Source organism: Roseomonas sp. WA12 (assembly GCF_054165765.1).
In genome coordinates this window covers 4,250,650-4,272,470 of sequence record NZ_CM135108.1, presented here as the reverse complement: position 1 = coordinate 4,272,470, position 21,821 = coordinate 4,250,650, and the positions used below count along the sequence as shown (strand labels likewise).

24 protein-coding genes are annotated in these 21,821 nt (G+C 72.5%); 9 read left to right on the top strand and 15 right to left on the bottom strand.

The features are described from left to right. Positions 1-19: 19 nt before the first annotated feature. The 8 genes from ACVBD7_RS20255 to ACVBD7_RS20220 form a co-directional block, all read right to left on the bottom strand. On the bottom strand, positions 20-1,048 hold the full coding sequence (locus tag ACVBD7_RS20255; RefSeq protein WP_458095046.1) for a glycosyltransferase: 1,029 nt from the start codon (positions 1,046-1,048) through the stop codon (positions 20-22). Between the two features lie 65 nt (positions 1,049-1,113). Then, positions 1,114-1,896, bottom strand: a complete 783-nt coding sequence (locus ACVBD7_RS20250; RefSeq protein ID WP_458095045.1) for an enoyl-CoA hydratase/isomerase family protein — start codon at positions 1,894-1,896, stop codon at positions 1,114-1,116. A gap of 1 nt (position 1,897) precedes the next feature. Then, a complete protein-coding gene (locus ACVBD7_RS20245; RefSeq protein ID WP_458095044.1) occupies positions 1,898-2,551 on the bottom strand; it encodes a 3-oxoacid CoA-transferase subunit B in 654 nt (217 codons plus the stop codon). A 13-nt stretch (positions 2,552-2,564) separates the two neighbouring features. Further along, positions 2,565-3,245: a 3-oxoacid CoA-transferase subunit A gene (locus ACVBD7_RS20240; protein ID WP_458095043.1), complete on the bottom strand. Its 681-nt coding sequence runs from the start codon at positions 3,243-3,245 to the stop codon at positions 2,565-2,567. Further along, a complete protein-coding gene (locus ACVBD7_RS20235) occupies positions 3,242-4,075 on the bottom strand; it encodes an isocitrate lyase/PEP mutase family protein (protein ID WP_458095042.1) in 834 nt (277 codons plus the stop codon). The genes ACVBD7_RS20240 and ACVBD7_RS20235 overlap by 4 nt, the downstream gene beginning before the upstream one ends. Further along, the gene (locus ACVBD7_RS20230) at positions 4,072-4,647 is read right to left on the bottom strand and encodes a 3'-5' exonuclease (protein WP_458095041.1); all 576 of its coding nucleotides are present in this window, start codon (positions 4,645-4,647) and stop codon (positions 4,072-4,074) included. Before ACVBD7_RS20230 ends, ACVBD7_RS20235 begins: the two co-directional genes overlap by 4 nt. A gap of 308 nt (positions 4,648-4,955) precedes the next feature. Then, positions 4,956-7,073 (bottom strand): acetate--CoA ligase family protein, encoded by a 2,118-nt coding sequence (locus ACVBD7_RS20225; RefSeq protein WP_458095040.1) that lies wholly within the window; start codon positions 7,071-7,073, stop codon positions 4,956-4,958. A 370-nt stretch (positions 7,074-7,443) separates the two neighbouring features. Then, positions 7,444-7,653 (bottom strand): hypothetical protein, encoded by a 210-nt coding sequence (locus ACVBD7_RS20220; protein WP_458095039.1) that lies wholly within the window; start codon positions 7,651-7,653, stop codon positions 7,444-7,446. Positions 7,654-7,910: 257 nt separating this feature from the next. Between ACVBD7_RS20220 and ACVBD7_RS20215 the strand changes: the two genes are divergently transcribed. From ACVBD7_RS20215 to ACVBD7_RS20195, 5 genes are all read left to right on the top strand, one after another. Then, on the top strand, positions 7,911-8,387 hold the full coding sequence (locus ACVBD7_RS20215) for a Tat pathway signal protein (RefSeq protein ID WP_458095038.1): 477 nt from the start codon (positions 7,911-7,913) through the stop codon (positions 8,385-8,387). A 5-nt stretch (positions 8,388-8,392) separates the two neighbouring features. Beyond that, the gene (locus tag ACVBD7_RS20210; RefSeq protein ID WP_458095037.1) at positions 8,393-9,064 is read left to right on the top strand and encodes a MotA/TolQ/ExbB proton channel family protein; all 672 of its coding nucleotides are present in this window, start codon (positions 8,393-8,395) and stop codon (positions 9,062-9,064) included. A 6-nt stretch (positions 9,065-9,070) separates the two neighbouring features. Beyond that, positions 9,071-9,523: a protein TolR gene (tolR, locus tag ACVBD7_RS20205; protein ID WP_458095036.1), complete on the top strand. Its 453-nt coding sequence runs from the start codon at positions 9,071-9,073 to the stop codon at positions 9,521-9,523. Positions 9,524-9,525: 2 nt separating this feature from the next. Next, positions 9,526-10,758, top strand: coding sequence for an energy transducer TonB family protein (locus ACVBD7_RS20200; RefSeq protein ID WP_458095035.1), 1,233 nt, complete (start codon positions 9,526-9,528; stop codon positions 10,756-10,758). A gap of 80 nt (positions 10,759-10,838) precedes the next feature. Next, positions 10,839-11,267 (top strand): cupin domain-containing protein, encoded by a 429-nt coding sequence (locus ACVBD7_RS20195; RefSeq protein WP_458095034.1) that lies wholly within the window; start codon positions 10,839-10,841, stop codon positions 11,265-11,267. Between the two features lie 263 nt (positions 11,268-11,530). On the opposite strand, the gene ACVBD7_RS20190 is transcribed toward ACVBD7_RS20195, so the two are convergent. After that, a complete protein-coding gene (locus ACVBD7_RS20190) occupies positions 11,531-12,109 on the bottom strand; it encodes a TlpA family protein disulfide reductase (protein WP_458097736.1) in 579 nt (192 codons plus the stop codon). Between the two features lie 131 nt (positions 12,110-12,240). Between ACVBD7_RS20190 and argH the strand changes: the two genes are divergently transcribed. The 4 genes from argH to ACVBD7_RS20170 all read left to right on the top strand — a co-directional run bounded on the left by argH (position 12,241) and on the right by ACVBD7_RS20170 (position 16,070). Beyond that, a complete protein-coding gene (gene argH / locus ACVBD7_RS20185) occupies positions 12,241-13,569 on the top strand; it encodes an argininosuccinate lyase (protein ID WP_458097735.1) in 1,329 nt (442 codons plus the stop codon). After that, a complete protein-coding gene (locus ACVBD7_RS20180; protein WP_458095033.1) occupies positions 13,566-13,844 on the top strand; it encodes a hypothetical protein in 279 nt (92 codons plus the stop codon). The genes argH and ACVBD7_RS20180 overlap by 4 nt, the downstream gene beginning before the upstream one ends. 1 nt (position 13,845) lies before the next feature. After that, positions 13,846-14,001 (top strand): hypothetical protein, encoded by a 156-nt coding sequence (locus ACVBD7_RS20175; protein WP_458095032.1) that lies wholly within the window; start codon positions 13,846-13,848, stop codon positions 13,999-14,001. A 332-nt stretch (positions 14,002-14,333) separates the two neighbouring features. Then, a complete protein-coding gene (locus ACVBD7_RS20170) occupies positions 14,334-16,070 on the top strand; it encodes a DEAD/DEAH box helicase (protein WP_458095031.1) in 1,737 nt (578 codons plus the stop codon). 88 nt (positions 16,071-16,158) lie between these two features. Here the strand turns inward: ACVBD7_RS20170 and ACVBD7_RS20165 are convergent, their stop codons facing one another. From ACVBD7_RS20165 to ACVBD7_RS20140, 6 genes are all read right to left on the bottom strand, one after another. Beyond that, positions 16,159-17,493: a formimidoylglutamate deiminase gene (locus ACVBD7_RS20165; RefSeq protein WP_458095030.1), complete on the bottom strand. Its 1,335-nt coding sequence runs from the start codon at positions 17,491-17,493 to the stop codon at positions 16,159-16,161. Then, the gene (locus ACVBD7_RS20160; protein WP_458095029.1) at positions 17,490-18,245 is read right to left on the bottom strand and encodes an amino acid ABC transporter ATP-binding protein; all 756 of its coding nucleotides are present in this window, start codon (positions 18,243-18,245) and stop codon (positions 17,490-17,492) included. Before ACVBD7_RS20160 ends, ACVBD7_RS20165 begins: the two co-directional genes overlap by 4 nt. Then, positions 18,242-18,904, bottom strand: a complete 663-nt coding sequence (locus ACVBD7_RS20155; protein ID WP_458095028.1) for an amino acid ABC transporter permease — start codon at positions 18,902-18,904, stop codon at positions 18,242-18,244. The genes ACVBD7_RS20160 and ACVBD7_RS20155 overlap by 4 nt, the downstream gene beginning before the upstream one ends. Before the next feature lie 4 nt (positions 18,905-18,908). Next, positions 18,909-19,661 (bottom strand): transporter substrate-binding domain-containing protein, encoded by a 753-nt coding sequence (locus ACVBD7_RS20150; protein WP_458095027.1) that lies wholly within the window; start codon positions 19,659-19,661, stop codon positions 18,909-18,911. Positions 19,662-19,739: 78 nt separating this feature from the next. After that, entirely contained in the window at positions 19,740-20,504 is a 765-nt protein-coding gene (locus tag ACVBD7_RS20145) for an IclR family transcriptional regulator (protein WP_458095026.1), read from the bottom strand. 87 nt (positions 20,505-20,591) lie between these two features. Then, entirely contained in the window at positions 20,592-21,689 is a 1,098-nt protein-coding gene (locus ACVBD7_RS20140; protein WP_458095025.1) for a DUF2125 domain-containing protein, read from the bottom strand. Between the last annotated feature and the right edge of the window lie 132 nt (positions 21,690-21,821).

Here is a 21,821-nt window from a genome sequence, read left to right as displayed (position 1 = left end):
AAGCCAGGAGGCAGCAGCATCAGCCAGGCGAGAGGCGGGCGGGAGCGGCCGCCCGGCCCGGCGCCTGCACCGGCCCGTCCAGCGCATCGGGCGCCGCGATCAGCCCGGCCCCGGCGCCCGGCCCGTTCTCCTCGCGGCGAGCGACGATCGCGTTCGGCCGCCCCCGCACGTTCTCGCTGATCCGCCAGACATAGATGCCGATGATGCCGAGCGAGAGCAGCGTCATGAAGCCGAAGAACAGCACCGCGATCATGATCGGCACATAGCCCTCGACGGGAATATCCCGGAACAGCCAGGCCAGCAGCACCACCATGCCGACAATCACCGAGAGCGCGCCGCCCACCGCGCCAATCCCCACCAGCAGGGTGATCGGCAGATCGGAGAAGGCGAACACGCTGTCCACGAAGTAGCGCAGCCGCTTGGCGAAGACCCAGGCGCTCGTCCCCTTGGTCCGCGCACGCCGGTCATAGGGCACCTCGAGCCGCCGGAACCCCACCCAGAACAGCTGCCCGATCAGCGAGCCCGACCGCTCGTCCAGCGCCAGCAGCGCGGTGCGCACCGCCTCGTTGCAGCCGAAGATGTCCACCCCGCCCGCCGGCACCTCGCGGATAACGTACCGCTTGTACAGCCGCCAGTAGGTCTGCGACAGGAAGCGCGCCATTCCCGGGTCCTGGCGGGAAGCCCGCACGCCCAGGCACAGATCCGCCTCGTCGTCCCGCAGGATCGAGAAGAACCGTTCCGCCAGTTCCGGCGGCTCCTGCAGGTCGGCCGCCATCACCGCGAAATACCGCCCGCGCGCGGCCATCAGCCCTTCGCGGATGGCGGCGAAGGCCCCGAAATTGCGCGAGAGCGCGAGAAGCTGCGCCGGGAAGCCGAGATTGGGCAGCGCCGCCCGCAACAGCGCCTCGCAGTGATCCGGCGAGGCATCCACCACCAGCACCGCCTCGAATCCCGGCACGCGCGCCGCCAGCCCGGTCAGCGCCTCGATCAGGTCGGGCAGGTTTTCCTCGTTCCGGTAGATCGGAACGATGAGCGAGCAGGTGATCATGGAACCCGGGAACCGCGGAACGGCGCCCCCATATCAGCCCCCCTTCGTTCCGGCAAACGAGCGCGTCACTCCGCGCCGAAGCGCGGTTCCCGCTTCTCAAGGAAAGCCGCCCGCCCCTCGCGGTGATCGGCCGAGAGGAACAGCGTGGCCTGGAACCCCCGCTCCACCTCCAGCGCGGCATCCAGCCCCGCCGCCAGCATCGACTTGGTCAGCGCCATCGGCCCCGGCGCCTGGGCCGCGAGGAAGCGCGCCCGCTCCACGGCGAAATGCAGCGCCTGGCCGCGATGCACCACCTGCTCCAGCAGCCCGATCCGCTCGGCCTCGCCCGCCGTCACCTGCTCGTGCAGCATCAGGATGCGCCGCGCCCGCCCGGCGCCCACCCGCGCCGGCAGGGTAAAGGGCAGGCCGAGATCGGCCATCAGCCCCACCTTGCCGAAGCCCGCCATGAAGCGCGCATCCTCGGCCGCTACAACCAGATCGCACGCGCAGGCGAGCGACAGGCCGGCGCCCACGCACCATCCCTCCACCGCGGCCACCACGGGCTTGGACCCGGCCGCGATCAGCCGGATCAGCCGGTGCGCCCGCCGCAGCCGCTCCCGCCCCGCCAGCGCATCCGCCACTTCCATGCCCGAGAGGTCACCGCCCGAGCAGAAATTGCCCGACGCCCCGGTGACGACCACGGCGCGCACGCCAGGATCGCCCTCGGCCTCCTCCAGCACATCCGACATCCGCTCGCGCAGCGGCACCGCAAGCGCATTGCGCCGTGCGGGATAATCCAGCGTCAGCACCAGCACCGCGCCTTCCCGCGCGACGCCGAGCGACATGCCCTCCGGCAAGGTCGTGCTCATGCTATGCCACCACCGCCCGCGCGTCCTGCACGGGCGCCGCCGTAACGGAACGCAGGTGCTCCAGCGTCACGCCCGGCGCGAGATCCCGCAGCACGAAGCCCTCCTCTGCCACGTCCAGCACCGCCAGGTTGGTGTACACGCGCGACACCGCCCGCATCGCCGTCAGCGGATAGGAACAGGCCTCCACCAGCTTCGGCCGCCCGTCCTTCGTCGTGTGCTCCATCATCACCCAGACGCGCTTCGCACCGGCGGCCAGATCCATCGCGCCGCCCACTGCCGGCGCCGTGTCGTTCTCGCTCGTCGCCCAGTTGGCGATGTCCCCATTACTCGCCACCTCGAAGGCACCGAGCACGCACAGGTCGATATGCCCGCCGCGGATCATCGCGAAGCTGTCGGCATGATGGAAATAGGAACCGCCGGGATGCAGCGTCACCGGCTGCTTGCCCGCATTGATCAGCCAGGCATCCTCCTCGCCCTTCGCGGGCGCCGGCCCCATGCCGAGGATGCCGTTCTCCGAATGCAGCACCACCTCGCGCTCCACCGGCACATGGTCCGCCACCAGTGTCGGGATCCCGATGCCGAGATTGACGTACCACCCCTCCGGAATGTCCTGCGCGACACGTCCAGCCATCTGCGTGCGAGACCAGGTCTCCATCGTCGTGCCTCCTCTATGCCCAGGGCGCGCCGCGGCGCACCTGCACCACGCGGTCCACGAAGATGCCCGGCGTCACCACGCGCTCGCCCTCGATCGCGCCGAGATCGACGATGTTCTGCGCTTGCACGATCGTCAGCTTCGCCGCCATCGCCATGACAGGGTTGAAGTTCCGCCCGCTCCGCCGATAGGTCAGGTTCCCCCAGCGGTCGGCCTCCCAGGCTTCCACCAGCGCCACATCGCCGGGAAGGGCTAGCTCCATCACATGGGGGCGACCGCCGAACTCCCGCATCTCCTTGCCCTGGCCCAGCTTCGTGCCGGCGGCCGTCGGCGTGAAGAAGGCCGGCACGCCCGCGCCCGCCGCGCGCATCCGCTCCGCCAGCGTCCCCTGCGGCACGATCTCGAGCTCCAGCTTGCCCGCCTTGTACAGCTCCTCGAACACCACCGAGCCCTGGCTGCGCGGGAAGGAGCAGATGATCTTCCGCACCCGCCCCAGCTCCATCAGCCGCGCCAGCCCCGTGCGCCCCGTGCCGGCATTGTTGGCAACGATGGTGAGGTCCGTCGCTCCCTGCTCGATCAGCGCCTCGATCAGGTCGTCGGGCTGCCCCGCCGCACCGAAGCCACCCACCAGCACCGTGCTGCCGTCCCGCACGCCCTCCAGGGCCGCCGCCAGGTCCCGGACGATCTTGTCGATCACGTCTGCTCTTCTCCCGAACGCATGAAAGGCGCGATCTCGCCATAGGGCGTGAGCGCCGCAATCCCCGGCATATCCCCCGCCAGCAAGGCCCGCCCGGCCTGCAGCGCCGCGCCATAGGCCGCGCGCGCGATGGCCCCGCCCACGCTCACCCGACGCACACCCAGCTCCGCCAGCCGCGCCAGCGGCACCGCACCGCTGCGCGGCCCGATCAGCACATTCACCGGCCGCGGCGCCACGGCGCGCACCACCGCCACGATCGCCTCCTCATCCGGCAGCCCCGGCGCGTAGAGGCAATCCGCCCCCGCCTCCGCAAAAGCCACCAGCCGCCGGATCGTATCCTCCAGATCCGGCCGGCCGTGCAGGAAGTTCTCCGCCCGCGCCGTCAGCACGAAGGGATGCGGCGCCTCCCGCGCCGCCCGCACCCCCGCCGCCACCCGCGCGACAGAGGCATCGAACCCATGGATCGGCGCCGCCGGATCCGCCGTCGTGTCCTCGATCGTGCAGCCGCACAGCCCAACCCCGAACGCGGCCCGCACCGTCGCCGCCACATCCTCGGGCGACGCCCCGAACCCGTCCTCCAGATCCGCCGAAACCGGCAGGTCCACCGCACGCACGAGATCCCGCGCATTCCCCAGCGCGTCCTCGCGCGAAACCGCCGCCTCCATGTCCCGCCGGCCAAGCATGAAAGCCAACCCCGCCGAGGTCGTCGCGACAGCCCCGAAACCCAGCCCCGCCATCAACCGCGCGCTTCCCGCATCCCACGCATTCGGCAGCACGAAGCACCCAGCCTCGTGCAGCGCTCGGAACCGCTCCGCCCGCTCCCCGATCACGCCGCCATCTCCACTGCCTGGTCATTGGTGAAGCCATGCAGCCGCATCGGCGCCGGCACCATCCCGTGCATCGTGCGCAGCAGATTCACCGCCAGCCACGCATCCTCCAGCGCCCCGTGCAGCGCCGTCTCCCGCGCCAGCCCACAGGCCGCCGACGCATGCGCCAGGCCGGACCGCTCTCCCGGCCGATGCCGCCGCCACGCCAACATCGTGCAGTACTCGTCCGACCACGGCCGCGGCATCCCCAGCCGGTCGAACTCGCCCCCCAGCATCCGCCGGTCAAACGATAGATTATGCGCGCACCCAATCGCGCCCCCGAAGAAGTCCGCCACCTCGGCCGCATGGGCCGCAAACCCCGGCTGCCGTGCGAGATACGCGTCCGACATCCCATGCACCCGATACGCCCCGAAATGGCAGCGCATCCCCGGCGCGAACACGAGATGCAAGGTCGCCTCCGGCTCCAGCGCCGCATCCAGCCGCACCGCGCCCAGCGACACCACCCGGTCCTGCCCGGTGCAACCCGTCGTCTCGGTGTCGAACACGATGACGGGGCGGCCGATCAAACTCTGCATGCTCTCAATCTGCCATAGGCTTCCAGGGTCGTCTCCCCCGGCCCCCGGGTGAAGCGTCGCCTCCCCCAGACCCCCTCCACCGGGGAGTATGATACTCCCCGGACCCCAGCATCTGTTTCCAGGGGTCCCGCCGAGGGTCCACGATCCTCGGCGACCGGCAGCGCGGTCTTTATGGCCAAATCCATCCGCCCGCGGCGCCACCCTCCATCGACCGGCGCGCCTAAGAACCCGACGCGGGGTCCGGGGAGGCCGTTGCCTCCCCGGTGGAGGGGGTACGGGGGAGGCAAAGCCTCACCCGGGCGGCCAGATCAGCCCCCCGCCAACTCAATCACCGCATCCGCCGCGAAGGCCCCCTCCCCCTCGGGCAGCACCAGCACCGGATTCACATCCACCGACACCAGCCGCTCCCCCGCCGCCATCGCAAAGGCGGACAAGGCCGAAACCGCCCGCGCCAGCGCCGGCACATCCGCCCGCGGCCGCCCGCGCGCGCCATCCAGCAGCGGGAAGCCGCGGAGCGACCGGATCATCCTCTCCGCCTCCGTCGCATCCACAGGGCAGCGCCGCAGCGCCACGTCGCGCAGCACCTCGATGAAAACGCCGCCCAGCCCGACCATCACCACCGGCCCGAACACCGGGTCGCGCGTGATGCCCAGCGCCATCTCCACCGCACCCACCACCTGCCGCGCGACAAGGATGCCCGTCACCCGCGCCCCCGGCGCATTCACCGCCGCATTGGCCAGCAGCCGCGCATGCGCCGCACGCACCCCGTCCTCGTCGGCGATGCCGAGCAGCACGCCGCCCACCTCGGATTTGTGCAGGATGTCCGGCGACAGCAGCTTCATCACCACGGGAAAGCCGATCTCCCGCGCAGCCGACACCGCAGACTCCGCATCGCCAACCGCCACCTCCGGCACGGGTGCGATCCCGGCCTCCGCCAGCAGCCGCTTCGCCTGCGCCTCATCCGGCGTCGTACCTGGCAACACCACCGAAGGCAGCGCCACATCCGCCCGCGCCGGCCGCGCGAAGGCCGCCCCGAACCGCCCCTGCGCCGCCAGCGCCACCACGGCGCGGGACGGGTCCTCGAACACCAGGTACCCGTCCGCCTCGTAATCCCGCACCTGCGCCGGCGCGGCCAGCACGCTCAGCACCCACAGCCGGTCCGGATGATCCGCCTTCACCCCGTTCAGCTCCGCCCGCAGCCGCGGCGCCAGGGCGGGCGAACCGCCCACCCCCGTGAAGAAGGCGATCAGGCTCGAATACCCGCCGTCCTCCACCATGCTCCGCGCGAAGGCGCCGACGAGCGACATGTCGTTGAACACCTGCGCCGTGCAGTCCACGGGGTTGGACGGATTGCTGAACGGCACCAGCCCCCGCAGCCGCGCCTGCGCCGCCTCCGGCATGGGCGGCATGGCCAGCCCGTGCTCCTCCGCCGCGTCGGAAATCATCACCCCCGCGCCGCCGGAGATGGACACCACCCCCAGCGTGTTCCCCACCGGATAGATCCGCGGCGTGGCCGCGTAGCACACGTCCAGCAGCTCCTCGGTGTTGCGCGCCCGGTGCACGCCGAACTCCTCCAGCACCACCCCCGTCACCGCATCGTCGCCCGCGATGCTGGCGGTGTGGGACTGCGCGGCATGCGCCCCGAGCGCGGACCGCCCCACCTTCATCATCACCACGGGCTTCCTCGCCCGCCGCGCCTGATCCAGCGCCGCCAGGAAGCGCGGCCCCTCCCGCACTCCCTCGGAATAGCAGGCGATCACCTCCACCCCGTCGTCTTCCGCCAGGTGCCCGATCACATCCCCCAGCGTCACCTCGGCCTCGTTGCCCGTGGTGATCAGCACCGGCGTCGCGATCCCCCGGTTCCGCGCCGCGACGAACAGATGCGTGCCATAGGCGCCGGACTGGCTCGCAATCCCCACCCGCCCGCGCCCCGCCACGGGATCCACCGGCCACCCGCTGTCAAAGGAGGAGGTGAAGATCGGGAAGTAGCCCAGCGGCGCATTGAACAACCCCAGGCAGTTCGGCCCTAGCAGCCGCATGCCATAGCCGCGCGCGATGGCGACCAGCCGCTCCTGCGCCGCCCGCCCCGCCTCATCCACCTCGGCGAAACCAGCCGTGAACACGATGGCTGCCGGGCACCCCCGCCGCCCCAACGCCTCCACCGCCGCCTCCGCCAGCGCCCCCGGTACCGCGACCACAGCCGCATCCGGCACACCCGGCAGCGCATCCACATCCGGGAAGGCCTGCACCCCCTGCACCCGGTCCCGCTTCGGGTTCACCGGCCATAACGGCCCCGCGAACCCGCGCGCGATCATATTGGCCAGCGGGCGCCCCCCGATCCGGGTCGGCTCGTCCGACGCGCCGATCACCGCGACGCTGCGGGGTGCCACCATCGGCCGCAAAGACCCATACCCGCCATCCGCCATCGCGCGCCCCTCCCCCTGTTCAGGAGAACGCTGCGCTCGGCGCGAGCACTGGGCAAGCCGGTGGCCTCGGGAGGCCAGCCTCCCGAACCCAGGGCAAACGCGAAGCGTTTGTCCCGCGCTGGAAACCCCGCCGGGGGTCCCCAGACCCCAGCGATCAGGCTGCCGCGGATACGATGATCAAAGGACGGCGCCGCAGGCCAAAAAACCTCGGCGGCACGAACCGCCATATCCCACGCCGAGGGTCATGGACCCTCGGCGCACCGCAAGCCCCGCATTCCGCGGCAGCCAACCAGAAAAAGATGAGGGAGGGTCCGGGAGGGAGAATTCCTTTTCCCTCCTGGCGCCACAGCCCTAACAGCTCAGACCCGGCTCACCCCTCCTCGGTCCCCGCCGCCTCGTCCTCGTCGTAGGAGACCTCAGCCCCGCCAACCACGGCCAGGCAGTCGGCATAGGTGGAGAGGATCCAATCCCGATCGTGCTCCGTCCCCTCCTTGGAGGACTCCATGATGATCCGCAGCAGGGCCAGCGCCACCACCGGCTCGCTGTCACCCTCGATTTCAACCTTCGGAAGCTCGGCCATGGCCATCTCTCTCTCACACGCCGCGCAGCGCGGCGTCGCGGCTGATAAGCCCTAAGCTGCAGCAAAGGATGCGCGCAGCGGCGCCCCATCACGGGGAGTTTGCCCGCTCCTGCTGCAAATCGTTCGCAACCGCGTTGCACTCATTGTGCGCCTGCGATACAGGGCGGATCCCAGGACCGTGGCAGGACCGGACCGGCACCCCCTCGCCGGACAGTCCCGCCGAACGCCCCCGCGAACTGAAAAGGACGCGCCGAGACATGCCCGTCGCCCGCCCCCTCCGGCGCCCGTCCCCTCTGGCCGGCTTCCAGGCCACCATCCGGGCAGCCCTCCTCGGCACGGCACTCCTCGGCGCCGGCCTCATCGCCGCGCCCGCTGCCCGCGCCCAGGCGCCCGAGCCCATCGCCATCGAACTGAACCGCCTGGAATCCCGCCCCGAGGGCTGCCGGGTGTGGATGCTCGTCCGCAACCCAGGCGCTGCCGCCGACCCGCTGCGCCTCGACCTCGTGATCTTCGGCAAGGACGGCGTGGTCGGCCGCCGCCTCGCGCTCGACCTCGGCCCTCTGCCCGCCGCCAAGACCATGGCCCGCATCTTCGACCTCGCCGGCACCCCCTGCGACGGCCTCGGCCATGTCCTGCTGAACGACGTCCTTGCCTGCGGCCCGGACAGCCCCGCCGCCTGCCTCGCACGCCTTGCCGTCAGCTCGCGCGCCAACGGCGTCGCGCTGGAGAAGTGAACGCGATGAACCCCGCCGCCCCACATCACGATCTCTCCCCCCTTGGCCTGTTCATGCAGGCCGACCCCATCGTGAAGGGGGTCATGCTCCTCCTGGTGGTCGCCTCGATCGCCTGCTGGGGCATCATCGTCGAGAAGATCGTCGCCGCCCGCCGCCTGCGCGCCGAGGCGCGGCGCATCGCGGCCGCCACCACCGGTGCCACCGCCCCCGAGGGTGGCCTGGCCGCCGAGGTGATCCGCGCCGGCGCCCGCGAATGGCATGAGGGCCGCGACCCCGCCGAGAGCCGCGGCGAGTACCGCGAGCGGATGGAATACGCCATGCGCGCCCCCCTCATCGCCGCCTTCCGCGCCGCCGAGCCCGGCCTGCCGCTGCTGGCCACCATCGGCGCCATCGGCCCCTTCGTTGGCCTGTTCGGCACGGTCTGGGGCATCATGAACTCCTTCTCCGGGATCGCGGCCAGCGGCGACACCTCGCTCGCCGTCGTCGCCCCCGGCATCGCCGAAGCGCTGTTCGCCACCGCCATCGGCCTCGTCGCCGCCATCCCTGCGGTCATGGCCTACAACCGCTTCACCGTGGCCTTCGCCCGCATCCGCCAGGGCGCGCTCGCCTCCATTCACGAGCTGGCCGCCGGCATGGCCCGCCGCCCCGCCCCCAGCCGCGTTCGCGCAGCGGAGTAGCCCCCGATGGCGATGTCCCTGGGCGGCGCAGCGGGCGGTGACGACGACGACGCCATGCCGATGGCCGAGATGAACGTCACCCCGCTGGTGGACGTCATGCTCGTCCTGCTCATCATCTTCATGGTGGCCGCCCCGATGATGACGGTGGGCGTGCCCGTGAACCTGCCCCGCACGGCGGCGGCCCGCTCCGCCTCCTCCAACCCGCCCGTCATCCTCAGCGTCGCCCCCGGCGGGAAGCTCTATATTGGCAAGGAGGAGGTGACCGAGGACGCGCTCACCCAGCGCCTGGTCGCCCTCCATGAGGCCGACCCCGAGGCCCCCGTCCATGTCCGCGGCGACCGCAGCGTTCCCTATGGCGACGTGCTGCGCGTAATGGGCCGCGTCTCGCGCGCCGGCATCAGCAAGGTCTCCCTGATCGCCGAGGCGGACCCGGCCGCGCCCGCGGTGCAGGCCCGCTAGCCATGCCGGTACGGGCCGAAAAGGCAGGGGCCGAAAAGGTGCTGGCCGAGAAGCCGCGCCCCGCCGGCAGGCCCGAGGCTCTGCCGCCCGCGCTCCTCTCCCCCCCGCCCGGGCCGGGCATCTCGCCCGCGGTGCTGGAAGCTGCCCTGCGCGCTGCCGCCGGCCCGCGCCTGCCCGCTCAGCAGCCCCACGGCCTGCGCCGCCTGCTGCGCCCGGCCGCCTGGGGCGTCTCCGCCCTCCTCCACCTTGCCCTGGTGGTGCCGCTGCTGCTCCCCGCTGGCGAGCCCGAGCCCCTGCCAGCGCCTGCGGTCGAGGTGGAAACCACCCCCGCGCCCGAGCCGCCGCCGGAACCGAGCCCGGCGCCCGTGACCGAGCAGGCCGCCACCCCCGCCGCGCCCGAGGCCACGGCCACCCAGCCGCCGCCGGACGCCGCGCAACCGCCCCCGCCGGACGCTACCCGGCCTCCCCCGCCGGACGCGGCCCCGACGCCGCCCGAGGCCGTGCAGCCCCCACCGCCGGAAGCCGCCGCCCCGCCGCCGCCCGAGAGCGTGACCCCGCCCCCGCCCCAGGCGGTGCAGGCCGCGCCCCCGCCCCCTGCCCTGGCGCCGCCGCCCGACCAGGTGGCGATAGTGGAGCCCGACCCCGTCGCGCCGCCCGAGCCCGAGGCCCCGCCACCCCCCGAACCGCAGCCGGCCGAGCCGCCGCCCGAGATGGCTGAGCCCGTGCCCATGCCGCCGCCCCCGGCCCCGCCGCCGCCGCCCCTGCCGCAGCAGGCGCGCACGCCGCCGCGCCCCACCCCGCCGGCCCCGCGCCGCCCGCAGGTGGCCGACACCGCGCCGACGCAGCCCTCGCCCCAGCCCTACACCCCGCCCTACACCCCGCCGGTGGCGCAGGCCCCCGCGGCCCCGGCGCCCGCCGCGGCGGCCCCGCGCGCGGCCTCGGCCTCTTCCATGCCGCCGAGCTTCCTCGGGCAGATCGCCTCGGCCCTGCGCCGGGTGCAGCGCTATCCCACGGGCGCGCGCATGCGCCGGGCGGAGGGTGTGGCGAACGTCACCTTCACCCTCAGCCGCGACGGCCGGGTGCTGAACGTCCAGCTCGCCCGCAGCACCGGTGACGACGACCTGGACACCGAGGCCCTCGCGATGTTCGAGCGCGCCTCCATGCCTTCCCTGCCCAGCGACACGGCCGGGGACACGCTGCGCCTCACCGTGCCGATCAACTTCAACCTGCGCTGAAGGCCGGGGCGGCAAGCCTCCCGGCCTTCCCCACCGCGCCCCCGCAGCCCAGACTTCCACCCCACGCAAGGGGCCACGCGATGACCGAAACCATCACCATCGGCGGGATGACGCTCGAGTTCCTGCACAGCAAGGACGACACCGAGGGTAGCCTCGACGCCTTCCGGATGACGGTGCAGCCCGGCGGCCGCATGCCCGTCCCCCACTACCACGAGAGCTGGGACGAGACCGTCTACGGCCTGGACGGCACCCTCACCTTCACCATCGACGGTCAGGAAACCACCCTGCCCCCCGGCGCCTCGCTCTTCATCCGCCGCGGCACCGTCCACGGCTTCAGCAACCCCTCCGGCGCGCCCGCCACCTGCCTCTCGATCCTCACCCCCGGCGTCCTCGGCCCGTCCTATTTCCGGGAACTCGCCGCCCTCGTCGCCACCGGCGCCCCCGATCCGGCGCAGATGAAGGAGCTCATGCTCCGCCACCGCTTGATCCCCGTGCCCGACGCGGCCTGAGGCACCAGCATGCGGATGGCCTTGGGGAGAGGAAGAAAGAATTCTTCCTCTCCCCAGACCCCTCACCATCATCCTTTTCTTCGAATGGAGCGGCTCGGCTGATGGTGCGCCTCGGGTCCACGACCCGAGGCGACTGACAGGGCAGGAACTGATCCACGGCAGCCAAATGGGGGTCCAGGGGCCTCAGGCCCTTGGCGGGTGAGGTCTGGAGAGGGCAGCGTCCTCTCCAGGGCCGAAAACGCCGGAACCCCGGCAGAAATGCCTCAGGTCGGCTCCGTCACCGGCCGCCCGCCCCCGCCACCCCCATCCCCACACAGCCGCCGCACATCGGCCACCAGCGCCGCCCCGTCCCAGGCCGCCGACCCCTCCAGCCGCCCGCGCTCCCGCCCTTGCCGGTCGATCAGCACCGTCGTCGGCAGCCCGCGCGCACCCAGCGCCCGCGTCGCCGCCGAGCCCGGATCCAGCCACACGCCCAGATTCTTCACCCCCGTCCGGGCATAGAACGGCTCCACCTGCGCCTTCCCACCCCGGTCGGACGAAGCGGGCACCACCAGGATTCCCTCCGCCGCCAGTAGCGCGGAAAGCCGGTCCAGCGCCGGCATCTCCTCCACGCAGGGCGCGCACCAGGTGGCCCAGAGGTTCAGCACCACTCCCTTCCCGGCGAAGAACCCGATCTCCCGCCGCACCCCGTCCGCATCCACCAGCCCGAAGGCTGGCAGCGGCTTCGGCCCCTCCTCCCGCAACCGCCCGGTCGCGGCCTGCGCCCGTGCTGGACGGGCATGGAGCCCCCCGCCTAGTGTCCCGCCCGCAAGCAGGCCCAGCGCATCGCGGCGGCCGAACATCACCACTGATCGAGATCCCTTCACCCGTGCCCGACGACCACGCCAAGCCCAATTCCAACGCCAATGCCGCCAACGCAGCGACCACCAACGCCGCCTGGGGCGGGCGCTACGCGGCCGGCCCGTCGGCCATCATGCAGGCGATCAATGCCTCCATCGGCTTCGATCGCAAGATGTGGCGCCAGGACATCCGCGGCAGCCTCGCCCATGCGGCGATGCTGGCCCATGTGGGCATCATCACCGCGGAGGACGAGGCCGCGATCCGCGACGGGCTGAACGCCATCGGCGCCGAGATCGAGGCCGGCACCTTCCCCTTCAGCGACGCGCTGGAGGACATCCACATGAACATCGAGGCCCGCCTCACCGACCGCATTGGCGAGGCCGGCAAGCGCCTCCACACCGCCCGCTCCCGCAACGACCAGGTCGCGCTCGACGTCCGCCTCTGGACCCGCGACGCCATCGACGGCCTCGACGCCCAGATCGCCGACCTCATGCGAGCGCTGGCCACCCGCGCCGCCGAGCACGCCGCCACCGTCATGCCCGGCTTCACCCATCTCCAGCCGGCCCAGCCCACCACCTTCGGCCACCACCTGCTGGCCTATGTGGAAATGCTCTCCCGCGACCGCGGCCGCCTCGCCGATGCCCGCAAGCGCCTGAACGAAAGCCCCCTCGGCGCCGCCGCCCTCTGCGGCACCGGCTTCCCGATCGACCGCCACATGACGGCGGCCGCGCTGGGCTTCGATGGCCCCACCCGCAACAGCCTGGATTCCGTCGCCTCCCGCGACTTCGCCCTCGAATTCCTCTCCGCCTGCGCCATCTGCGCCACCCATCTCTCCCGCCTGGCGGAGGAGGTGGTGATCTGGACCAACCCCTACTTCAACTTCATCAAGCTGTCGGACGCCTTCACCACCGGCTCCTCCATCATGCCGCAGAAGCGCAACCCGGACGCCGCCGAGCTGGTCCGCGCCAAGCCCGGCCGCATCGCCGGCGCCCTCGTCGGCCTTCTTACCGTCATGAAGGGCCTGCCGCTCACCTACGGAAAGGACATGCAGGAGGACAAGGAAGGCATCTTCGACGCCGCCGAGAACCTCGCCCTGGCGCTCGCCGCCACCGCCGGCATGGCCCGCGACATGCAGCCCGTCGCCCCCCGGCTGGAAGCCGCCGCCGGCGCCGGCTTCTCCACGGCCACCGACCTTGCCGACTGGCTCGTGCGCGAACTGAAGCTCCCCTTCCGGGACGCCCACCACGTTACCGGCCGCCTCGTCGCCCGCGCCGAGGCCCTGAACCTCGACCTCCCGGCCCTGCCGTTGGCCGAGATGCAGGCCGTCGAGCCCCGCATCACCGATGCCGTCTTCGGCGTCCTCAGCGTCACCGCTTCCGTCCGCTCCCGCACCTCCTTCGGCGGCACAGCCCCCGACAACGTGGCCGCCATGGCCCGCGACTGGCTGGAGCGCCTGGCATGAACCGCCCCCTCCTTCTCCTGGCCGCCCTCGCCACCCTCCCGGCCCTCACCGCCTGCGGCCGCGTGGGCCCCATCCGCCCCCCCGGCCCGGCCAACGAGATCATCTACCCCCGCCTCTACCCCACCCTGCCCCCCACCACGCCCGGTGCCGGCACCGCCGCCACCCCCACCAACCCGCAAACCCCGGGCGGCGTCATGACCCCCGGCCCCACCCCGGCCGACATGCCGATCGAGCGCAGCGACGTCCCCCTCGCCCGCCCGGGCAGCCCGCGCTGACATGAACACCCTGGCGACCCTGCTCTTCGCCGCCGGCGGCGTCGGCGTCCTCGCCACCTTCGCCCTCGCCTTCACCGGCGACACCCCCGGCGCCACCCGCATGGCCGGGATCGCCTGCTCGGCGCTGGTGCTGGGGCTGCTCATCCGCCGTCGCTAGAGCGGCCCCAAAGGGGGAGAAGGAATTCTCCCCCTTCGATCATCGCATCCGCGGTAGCCTCAACGCTGGGGCCAGGGGACCCCGCTGGGTCCCCAGTGGGGGTGCAGGGGGCTAGCCCCTTGCAGGCCACCAGCACCACTTCCCGTGCGATGCCGCCCCGCAGGGCTGGGATGCGAACCCACCGGTTGTGCCCGCCCCTCGCCGAGCCGATATGGGTGCCTTGCGAGGTTGCACGCCGCGCCCCGCCCGACAGCGCCGCCCCACCGCGTCCGAGACATGCCCCTGATGGGCATGCCGCCGCGTCCCAGGCGCCCTTTCCTTGGACGTCCCGGATGCCCTTCGATACCCTTCCCGCGCCGTTGCGTGAGGCGCTTGCCGCCCGCGGCTACGCCAACCCCACTCCCGTGCAGGCCGCCGTGCTGGCCGAGGGCACGGACGGCCGCGACCTGCTCGTTTCCGCCCGCACCGGCTCCGGCAAGACCGTGGCCTACGGCATGGCGCTCGCCGCGAACCTGCTGGGCGACGCCACGCGCCTGCCGGTGCCCGGCGCCCCGTTGGCCCTTGTGGTCGCGCCGACGCGCGAGCTCGCCCTCCAGGTGAAGACCGAGCTGACCTGGCTCTATGCCCCCGCCGGCGGCCGCGTGGCCTCCTGCGTCGGCGGCATGGACCCGGCGACCGAGCGGCGCGCGCTGCAGGCCGGCGTCCACATCGCCGTCGGCACCCCCGGCCGCGTGCGCGACCATATCGAGCGCAACAACCTCCGCACCGATGCCATTCGCGCCGTCGTGCTGGACGAGGCCGACGAGATGCTCGACCTCGGCTTCCGCGAGGAGCTGGAGGCCATCCTCGGCGCCTTGCCCGAGACCCGCCGCACCCTCCTCTTCTCCGCGACCGTGCCGCGCCCGATCGCGCAGATGGCCAAGCAGTTCCAGCGCGACGCGCTGCGGATCGAGGCCACCTCCGGCGACGAAGCGCATGGCGACATCGCCTACCGCGCCGCCCTGGTCTCTCCGGGCGACATCGAGCGCGCCGTGGTCAACGCCCTCCGCTTGGAGGATGCCCCCATCTCCATGGTGTTCTGCTCCACCCGCGCCGCGGTGAACCGCCTGCACGGCAACCTCTCCGAGCGCGGCTTCGACACCGTCGCCCTCTCCGGCGAGCTCTCCCAGGCCGAGCGCACCCGTGCCCTGCAGGCCCTCCGCGACCGTAAGGCCCGCATCTGCGTCGCCACCGATGTCGCGGCCCGCGGCATCGACCTGCCGGAACTCGACCTGGTCATTCACGCTGAGCTTCCGCGCGATCCGGAAACCCTGCTCCATCGCTCCGGCCGCACCGGCCGCGCCGGCCGCAAGGGCGTCAGCCTCCTCATCGTGCCGCCCGCCCGCCGCCGCCTGGCCGAGCGCCTGATCCAGGCCGCCCGGGTGGACGCCGTCTGGGGTCCCGCCCCCTCCGCCGAGCAGGTTCGCGCCCGGGACGCCGAGCGCATCGCCGCCCGCGCCACCGAACTCCTGGCCGAGGAAGCCGCCGAGGAGGATCTGGCCATCGCCCGCACCCTCACCGGCCTTACCGCCGGCTGGAGCGAGGCCGAGGCCGGCGCCTCCCCCTCCGGCATCGACCCCCTGGCGCTTGCCGCCGCGCTGGTGAAGCTCATTCGCGCCCCCCTGCCCGCGCCGGAGGAACTCTCCGCCCCCATGGACCGCCCGCGCCGCATGGACGACCGCGACGGCCCCCGGGATGGGCAGCGTGATGGTCCGCGCGACGGCTCCCGCGACCGGCGCGATGGCCCGCCGCAGTCCGAAGGTGTGTGGTTCCGCGTCAGCGTCGGCCGCGATGGCCAGGCCGACCCGCGCTGGATGCTCCCCTTCCTCTGCAAGCGCGGCGACGTCTCCCGCGCGGAAATCGGCCGCATCCGCATCCAGGGCAGCGAATCCCAGGTGGAGATCGCCCCCTACGCCGCCGCCCACTTCGCCACCAATGCCCAGCGCCCGGGCGGCGAGGAAGCCCATATCCGGATCGAGCCCATGCAGCCGATCCGCCGCGCGGCACCGCCGCGTCGCAAGCACGCGTGACAAGGCCGGGGGAGAAGGAATTCTCCCCCGGACTCCCTCGTCTCCCCTCTAGGTGGCTGCCGCGGAATGTGCGGCTGACCAAAATTCCCTAGGCCAGGCACCGCATCGCTGCCCCGTAGGCGGCAGCGATCGCGTCCCGTGCGACATGCCGGCCGTCCCGGACAACGGGCCGGCCGGCGCACCACACGGCGTCCACGCCGCGATCAGCAGCGGCGAAGATCCAGCTGTCCAGCGCCTCGTCCTCGTCGTTCCCACCGCGCAGCGCGACGATGTCGGCGGAGGCACCCGCGCGCAGCGCCGGCTCGCTCTCGCCGAGCGCCCGGGCCCCGCCCGCCAGGGCCGAAGCGAACAGGTCGCGTCCCGTCGAAACGCCGGGCGCGGAGGCCATGAGGTTGCGGCCACGCCGCACCAGCCGCTGCCCGTATTCCAGCATCCGCAGCTCGCCATTGGCGGCGATCGAGACGTTGGAATCCGTGCCCACGCCCCAGGCGCCACCGGCCCTGCCCCAGCCCTCCGCGTCGAAGACGCCATCGCCGAGATTGGCCTCCGTCACCGGGCAGAGGCCCGCGGTCGCGCCGCTGCGGGCCAGGCGCGCCGTCTCCTCCGGCAGCATGTGGGTCGCGTGGACGAGGCACCACCGGCGATCCACCCCGGCATGGTCCAGCAGCCACTGCACCGGCCGCGCGCCGCTCCAGGCCAGGCAGTCCTCCACCTCGCGGGTCTGCTCGGCCGCGTGGATGTGCACGGGGTCGCCCGGCCGCATCGCCGCCACCGCCGCCAACTCCTCCGGCGTCACGGCGCGAAGACTGTGCGGCGCGACGCCGAGCCCCGCGCCCTCCAGCGGCGCGATCGCGCGCGCACCCCCATCGAGGAGGCGCGCGAAGCCGTCGAGGTCGCTGACGAACCGGCGCTGCCCCGGCGTCGGGGGGAGGCCGCCGAAGCCGGCATGGGCGTAGAAGACGGGCAGCAGGGTGAGGCGGATACCCGTGGCCGCCGCGGCGGCCGCGACACGGAAGGCCATCTCCGCCGGCTCGTCATAGGGCGCGCCATCCGGCGCGTGGTGCAGGTAGTGGAACTCGCCGACGCGGGTGAAGCCTGATTCCAGCATCTCGACATAGGCGAGGGCTGTGATCGCCTCCACCTCCTCGGGCGTCATGACGCCGAGCGCGCGGTACATCACGTCCCGCCAGGACCAGAAGCTGTCCTCCCCCGGCCCGCGCCGCTCCGCGCGCCCGGCGATGGCGCGCTGGAAGGCGTGGGAGTGAAGATTCGGCAGGCCCGGCACGCCGATCGCATGGGTCTCGGCACCCGTGGCCGGCGGCACGCCCACCTCCACCGTGGCAATCCGCCCGCCCCGCACCGTCACAGCCACGTCGCGCGCCCATCCCTCCGGCAGCAGGGCCGCGCCGAAATGGATGATCATGCCGCGACGCCTCCGCCGAGCACGGCCTGGAGAAACTCGCGGGTGCGCTCCTGCCTCGGTGCGGTGAAGATCTCGGCGGGTGGCCCGCTCTCGATCAGGCGGCCCGCATCCATCACCACCACGCGGTCCGCGACCTCGCGCGCGAAGCCCATCTCATGGGTCACGATCATCATCGTCATCCCCTCGCGTGCCAGCGCCTTCATCACCGCCAGCACCTCGCCCACCAGCTCGGGATCGAGGGCGGAGGTCGGCTCGTCGAACAGCATGGCCTCCGGCTCCATCGCCAGGGCGCGCGCGATGGCGACGCGCTGCTTCTGCCCGCCCGAGAGGCTGAGCGGATAGTCCCCCGCCTTCTCCGCCAGTCCCACGCGCGCCAGCAGATCCCGCGCCCGCTCCGCCGCCTGCTCGCCCGTCAGGTCCAGCAGGCGGCGCGGCGCGATGGAGACGTTGTCCAGCACGGTCAGATGCGGAAAGAGGTTGAAGGACTGGAACACCATGCCGACGCGCCGGCGCAGCCGGTCCAGCGCCGCCCCTTCGAGCGCGCGGCCTTCCTGCACCAGCGGCTCCCCGCCGATGGTGATGGTGCCGCGCTGGGGAACCTCCAGCAGGTTGCAGCACCGCAGCAGGGTGGACTTGCCGGAGCCGCTGGGCCCGATCACCACCACCACCTCCGAGCGCGCGACATCGAGGCTGACATCGTGCAGCACGGCGCGGGCGCCGAAGGATTTGTGCAAACCACGGACGCCGATCATGCGAGGTGCCCCCGGCGCATCAGGGCGCGCTCCGCCCATTGCAGCGCCTGCCCGGCCGTGAGGGTGAGAACGAGGTAGATGCCGGCAATGGCCAGATACACCTCCAGCGAACGGTAGGTGACGCTGATGATGGCATTCCCCTCGAACATCAGCTCGTGGATCGTCAGCAGCGAGACGAGGGCGGAGTTCTTGATCAGCGCCACCACCTCGTTGCCCAGCGGCGGCACCATGCGGATGAGCGCCTGCGGCACGATGATGTCCCGCATCGCGCCGCGATACGACATGCCGAGCGAGCGCGCCGCCTCCATCTGCCCGCGATCGATGGACTGGATCGCGCCGCGCACCACCTCGGAAACATAGGCGGCGGAATAGGCGCTGAGACCGATCACCGCGCAGAGAAAGGCCGGCAGCTGCACGCCGAGCTGCGGCAGGCCGAAGAACAGCAGGAAGAGCTGCACCAGCAGCGGCGTGCCGCGAACCACCGTGACGTAGAGCGTCGCCGGCCAGTACAGGAGGCGGAGGGAAGGGCGCAGCCGCGCGAGGCCGATCAGCAGCCCGGCCACGAGGCTGATCGCGAGCGAGCACAGGGTGACGACCACCGTCGTCACCGTGCCGTTCAGCAGCGCGCGCCACCCCTCAAAGACAGGGGTGAAATCCACGGCCTCAGCCCGCCTCGCCGAACCACTTGGTGACGAGCGCGCGGTAGCTGCCATCCTCCCGCATCGCCTTCAGCGCGGCGTTCACCCCGTCGCGCAGCGAACCGAGATCCTTGTGGATCGCCATGCCGTAGTTCTCGTTCGTCAGCGGCTCCGGCATCACCACGAATTCCGGATTCGCGCGGGCGAAGAGAAGCGCGGCGGGACGCCCCGTCACGGCCGCGTCCACACGCCGCGTGCGCAGCATGTCGAACATCTGCGCGTTGGTCTCGACCTGCGTGACGCGCGTGCTCGTGTAGTTCTGCGCCAGGAAGCTGACGGACTTGGTGCCGACCTGCACGGAGACAGCCTTGCCCGCCAGATCCGCCGGCGCGTTCAACGTGCCGTTGTCGCGGCGCTTCAGCACCACCAGCCCGCCCTCGTAATAGGGGTCGGAGAAGTTCACCACCCGCTCGCGCTCCGGCGTGATGTAGATCGCCGAGACGGCCATGTCGAAGCGCCGCGCCAGCACGCCGGGGATGAGCCCCTTGAAGTCGATGCTGGTCCACTCGACCGGGCGGCCGATCCGCGCGCCGATGGCGTTCACCAGCTCGATGTCGAAGCCCACCGGCTTGCCGTCCTCCAGCGATTCGAAGGGTGGGAAGGTGGCGTCAGTGGCCACGCGAATGGGTCCGGACCCTTGGGCGAGCGCGCCGCGAGAGAGGGTGCCGGGGGCGGCCAGCAGGGCGGGAAGCGCGAGAAGGGCGTGTCGGCGATGCATGCTTGGTCTCCGGTAATCAGGATTGGGGGATCGGGATTGCGGGGATCGGGATTGATGGGGCGCGTCCGGTATTCCGGCTTACGCGTCCCCCTGCGCCGTGCGTTCCTGCAGCCGCGCCGAGAGCCGCGCGGCGGCCTCGGCGGTCGATCGGATGAGATTGTCCTGGCGCCCCGCGGCGCGCGTGGCCGGCGCCATCAGGGACAGGCCGCCCGCCAGCCGGCCCGGCCCGAAGACCGGGGCACTGACGCCCCAGACCCCTTCGTCCAGCTCGCCCTCGCTGGTGGCGTAGCCCTGGCGCCGGATCTCCTCCAGCCGCCGCCTCAGGCCGTGCGCCGCCTCCGGCCCGGCCTCGCGCAGCGCCGCCTCCTGCGCGGAGGCGGGCAGATGCGCGAGGATCGCCAGGGTGGAAGCCCCCTTCCCCATCGGGAACAGGGCGCCGCGCGTGACGGAGCAGCGCAGGCTCAGGGAACTCTCCACCGTCTCGGCGCAGACGACGTGCTGCCGGGCCGGCAGCATCAGGGCCACCGTCTCGCCGGTCTCCCGCGCGAGCGGTCGCATCTCCTCCGGCGCGATCCGCTCCAGCAGGCCATCCCCTTCCGCCGCGGCACGGAGGCGAAGGCAGACAGGGCCTGGCACGAAGCCGGTCTCCCGGCCCAGATCCGTGACAAAGCCGAACTGCCGCAGCAGCTGAAGCTGCCGGTAGAGCGTCGTCGTCGGCAGGCCGGTCCGCTCTGCCAACTGGCGGGCCGTCACGGGGCCGGCCATCTCCGAAAGGACGACCAGCGTCTGCAGGATGCGTTCCACCCCGCCCTTCGCCGCATCTGCCGTGACAGGATCAGACATATTTCCCGTCTAGCGGGCACAACATTGCCACACAACGGGAATTCATCACGCGTCGCGTCGAGCGTTACGCGCCGCGTACCGCTCCGCTCAGGGCCCCGGCCCACTCCCCTCCACCGGCTGCGGCCAGACCAGCACCGGCATCCGCGCCACCGGGATCCGCGCCACCGACAGCCCGCGCCCCTCCAGCGTCAGCGGCACCTCCAGCTGCGGCGGCTCGCCCTCCGCTGGCGGCCGCGCCAGCAGCGATACCACCCGCCGCGCCAGCGCCGCGTTGCGCTGGGTCACCAGCCCGGCCCCGGCCATCGCATCCACCACCGCCTCCGCCCCGGCCAGCTTCAGCGTGCCCGCCCCCATTGGCTGCAACCCATCATCCAGCGCCAGGGTGGCCGAGGCCTGGGCGCGCGCCGGCCCGTAATCCAGATCCAGCCGCCGCAATTCCAGCGTGCCCCCCGCGTCGCGCCAGGTGGCAGCGCGGTTGGTCGGGTTCCGGCCACCCGGCAGAGGCCCGGTCAGCGCGGCCTCGATCCGCACCACCCCGATCTGCCGGCCCAGCGGGGTCGCCATCGGAAGGGTCAGGTTCTCCGCCTCACCCTCCAGGCTCACCGCCGGCTCCCCCTCGATGGCGGACATCCGGCTGTCCAGCACCAGCCGCGCGGACCCGATCTCCACCCCGCCCGCCGAGGTGCCGATCCGCAGCCGGCTCGCCTCGAAGGTGCCGCCGCGCGGCAGCACATGGGCCTGCAGCGGCACGGTCGCCGTCAGCCGGTCGGCCGCGAAGGGGATGTCGGTGCTGCCCAGCCGCAGCCGCTGCGGCCCGCCGGCCCGGACCCGCAGCTCGCCCGGCCGGTGCATCGCCACCCGCAGCGTCACGGCCGGGGCCGACCAGTCCAGCCCACCCGGCACGCTCACCCCACCGCCCGAGAGGCGAAAGTCCCTCAGCCGCAGCGTCGCCGAAAAGGGCCAGCCCCCCCGTACCGGCGTTGCGTGCTCGATCCGCCACCCCTGCGCCCGCCGCGCCGCCGCCCAGGCGTCGTATCCGGCCTGCAGCCGCCCGGCCATCCAGTTCCAGGCCAGGCTGTGCAGCACCGCCAGCACCACCAGCAGCAACCCGGCCCCGAGCAGGAGCCGCCGAGGCCGCAGCCAGGCGCGAGAGGAACGGGGGGTGGGGGCGGGGAGATCGCTCACGGTCCCGGCATATGGGGCCGCCCCACCCGGCTTGCCCATCCCCCGTGCCGAGACAGCTGCATCGACCCCCGGCCGACCCGGGAATGCCTGCCCTTGGGTCCAGGCCCCGTGAACCCGCGCCTGCGATGCCCT

Coding starts and splice junctions, on each gene's coding strand:
- ACVBD7_RS20190 (WP_458097736.1), bottom strand. CDS start 12,109: ATGTTCGGCCGCCGCGATGCGCTGGGCCTGCTTGCGGGCGGGACACTA.
- ACVBD7_RS20175 (WP_458095032.1), top strand. CDS start 13,846: ATGAACACCCTGGCGACCCTGCTCTTCGCCGCCGGCGGCGTCGGCGTC.
- argH (WP_458097735.1), top strand. CDS start 12,241: ATGCAGGCGATCAATGCCTCCATCGGCTTCGATCGCAAGATGTGGCGC.
- ACVBD7_RS20225 (WP_458095040.1), bottom strand. CDS start 7,073: ATGGCGGATGGCGGGTATGGGTCTTTGCGGCCGATGGTGGCACCCCGC.
- ACVBD7_RS20165 (WP_458095030.1), bottom strand. CDS start 17,493: ATGATCATCCATTTCGGCGCGGCCCTGCTGCCGGAGGGATGGGCGCGC.
- ACVBD7_RS20255 (WP_458095046.1), bottom strand. CDS start 1,048: ATGATCACCTGCTCGCTCATCGTTCCGATCTACCGGAACGAGGAAAAC.
- ACVBD7_RS20170 (WP_458095031.1), top strand. CDS start 14,334: ATGCCCTTCGATACCCTTCCCGCGCCGTTGCGTGAGGCGCTTGCCGCC.
- ACVBD7_RS20250 (WP_458095045.1), bottom strand. CDS start 1,896: ATGAGCACGACCTTGCCGGAGGGCATGTCGCTCGGCGTCGCGCGGGAA.
- ACVBD7_RS20220 (WP_458095039.1), bottom strand. CDS start 7,653: ATGGCCGAGCTTCCGAAGGTTGAAATCGAGGGTGACAGCGAGCCGGTG.
- ACVBD7_RS20215 (WP_458095038.1), top strand. CDS start 7,911: ATGCCCGTCGCCCGCCCCCTCCGGCGCCCGTCCCCTCTGGCCGGCTTC.
- ACVBD7_RS20230 (WP_458095041.1), bottom strand. CDS start 4,647: ATGCAGAGTTTGATCGGCCGCCCCGTCATCGTGTTCGACACCGAGACG.
- tolR (WP_458095036.1), top strand. CDS start 9,071: ATGGCGATGTCCCTGGGCGGCGCAGCGGGCGGTGACGACGACGACGCC.
- ACVBD7_RS20210 (WP_458095037.1), top strand. CDS start 8,393: ATGAACCCCGCCGCCCCACATCACGATCTCTCCCCCCTTGGCCTGTTC.
- ACVBD7_RS20195 (WP_458095034.1), top strand. CDS start 10,839: ATGACCGAAACCATCACCATCGGCGGGATGACGCTCGAGTTCCTGCAC.
- ACVBD7_RS20145 (WP_458095026.1), bottom strand. CDS start 20,504: ATGTCTGATCCTGTCACGGCAGATGCGGCGAAGGGCGGGGTGGAACGC.
- ACVBD7_RS20150 (WP_458095027.1), bottom strand. CDS start 19,661: ATGCATCGCCGACACGCCCTTCTCGCGCTTCCCGCCCTGCTGGCCGCC.
- ACVBD7_RS20245 (WP_458095044.1), bottom strand. CDS start 2,551: ATGGAGACCTGGTCTCGCACGCAGATGGCTGGACGTGTCGCGCAGGAC.
- ACVBD7_RS20200 (WP_458095035.1), top strand. CDS start 9,526: ATGCCGGTACGGGCCGAAAAGGCAGGGGCCGAAAAGGTGCTGGCCGAG.
- ACVBD7_RS20180 (WP_458095033.1), top strand. CDS start 13,566: ATGAACCGCCCCCTCCTTCTCCTGGCCGCCCTCGCCACCCTCCCGGCC.
- ACVBD7_RS20160 (WP_458095029.1), bottom strand. CDS start 18,245: ATGATCGGCGTCCGTGGTTTGCACAAATCCTTCGGCGCCCGCGCCGTG.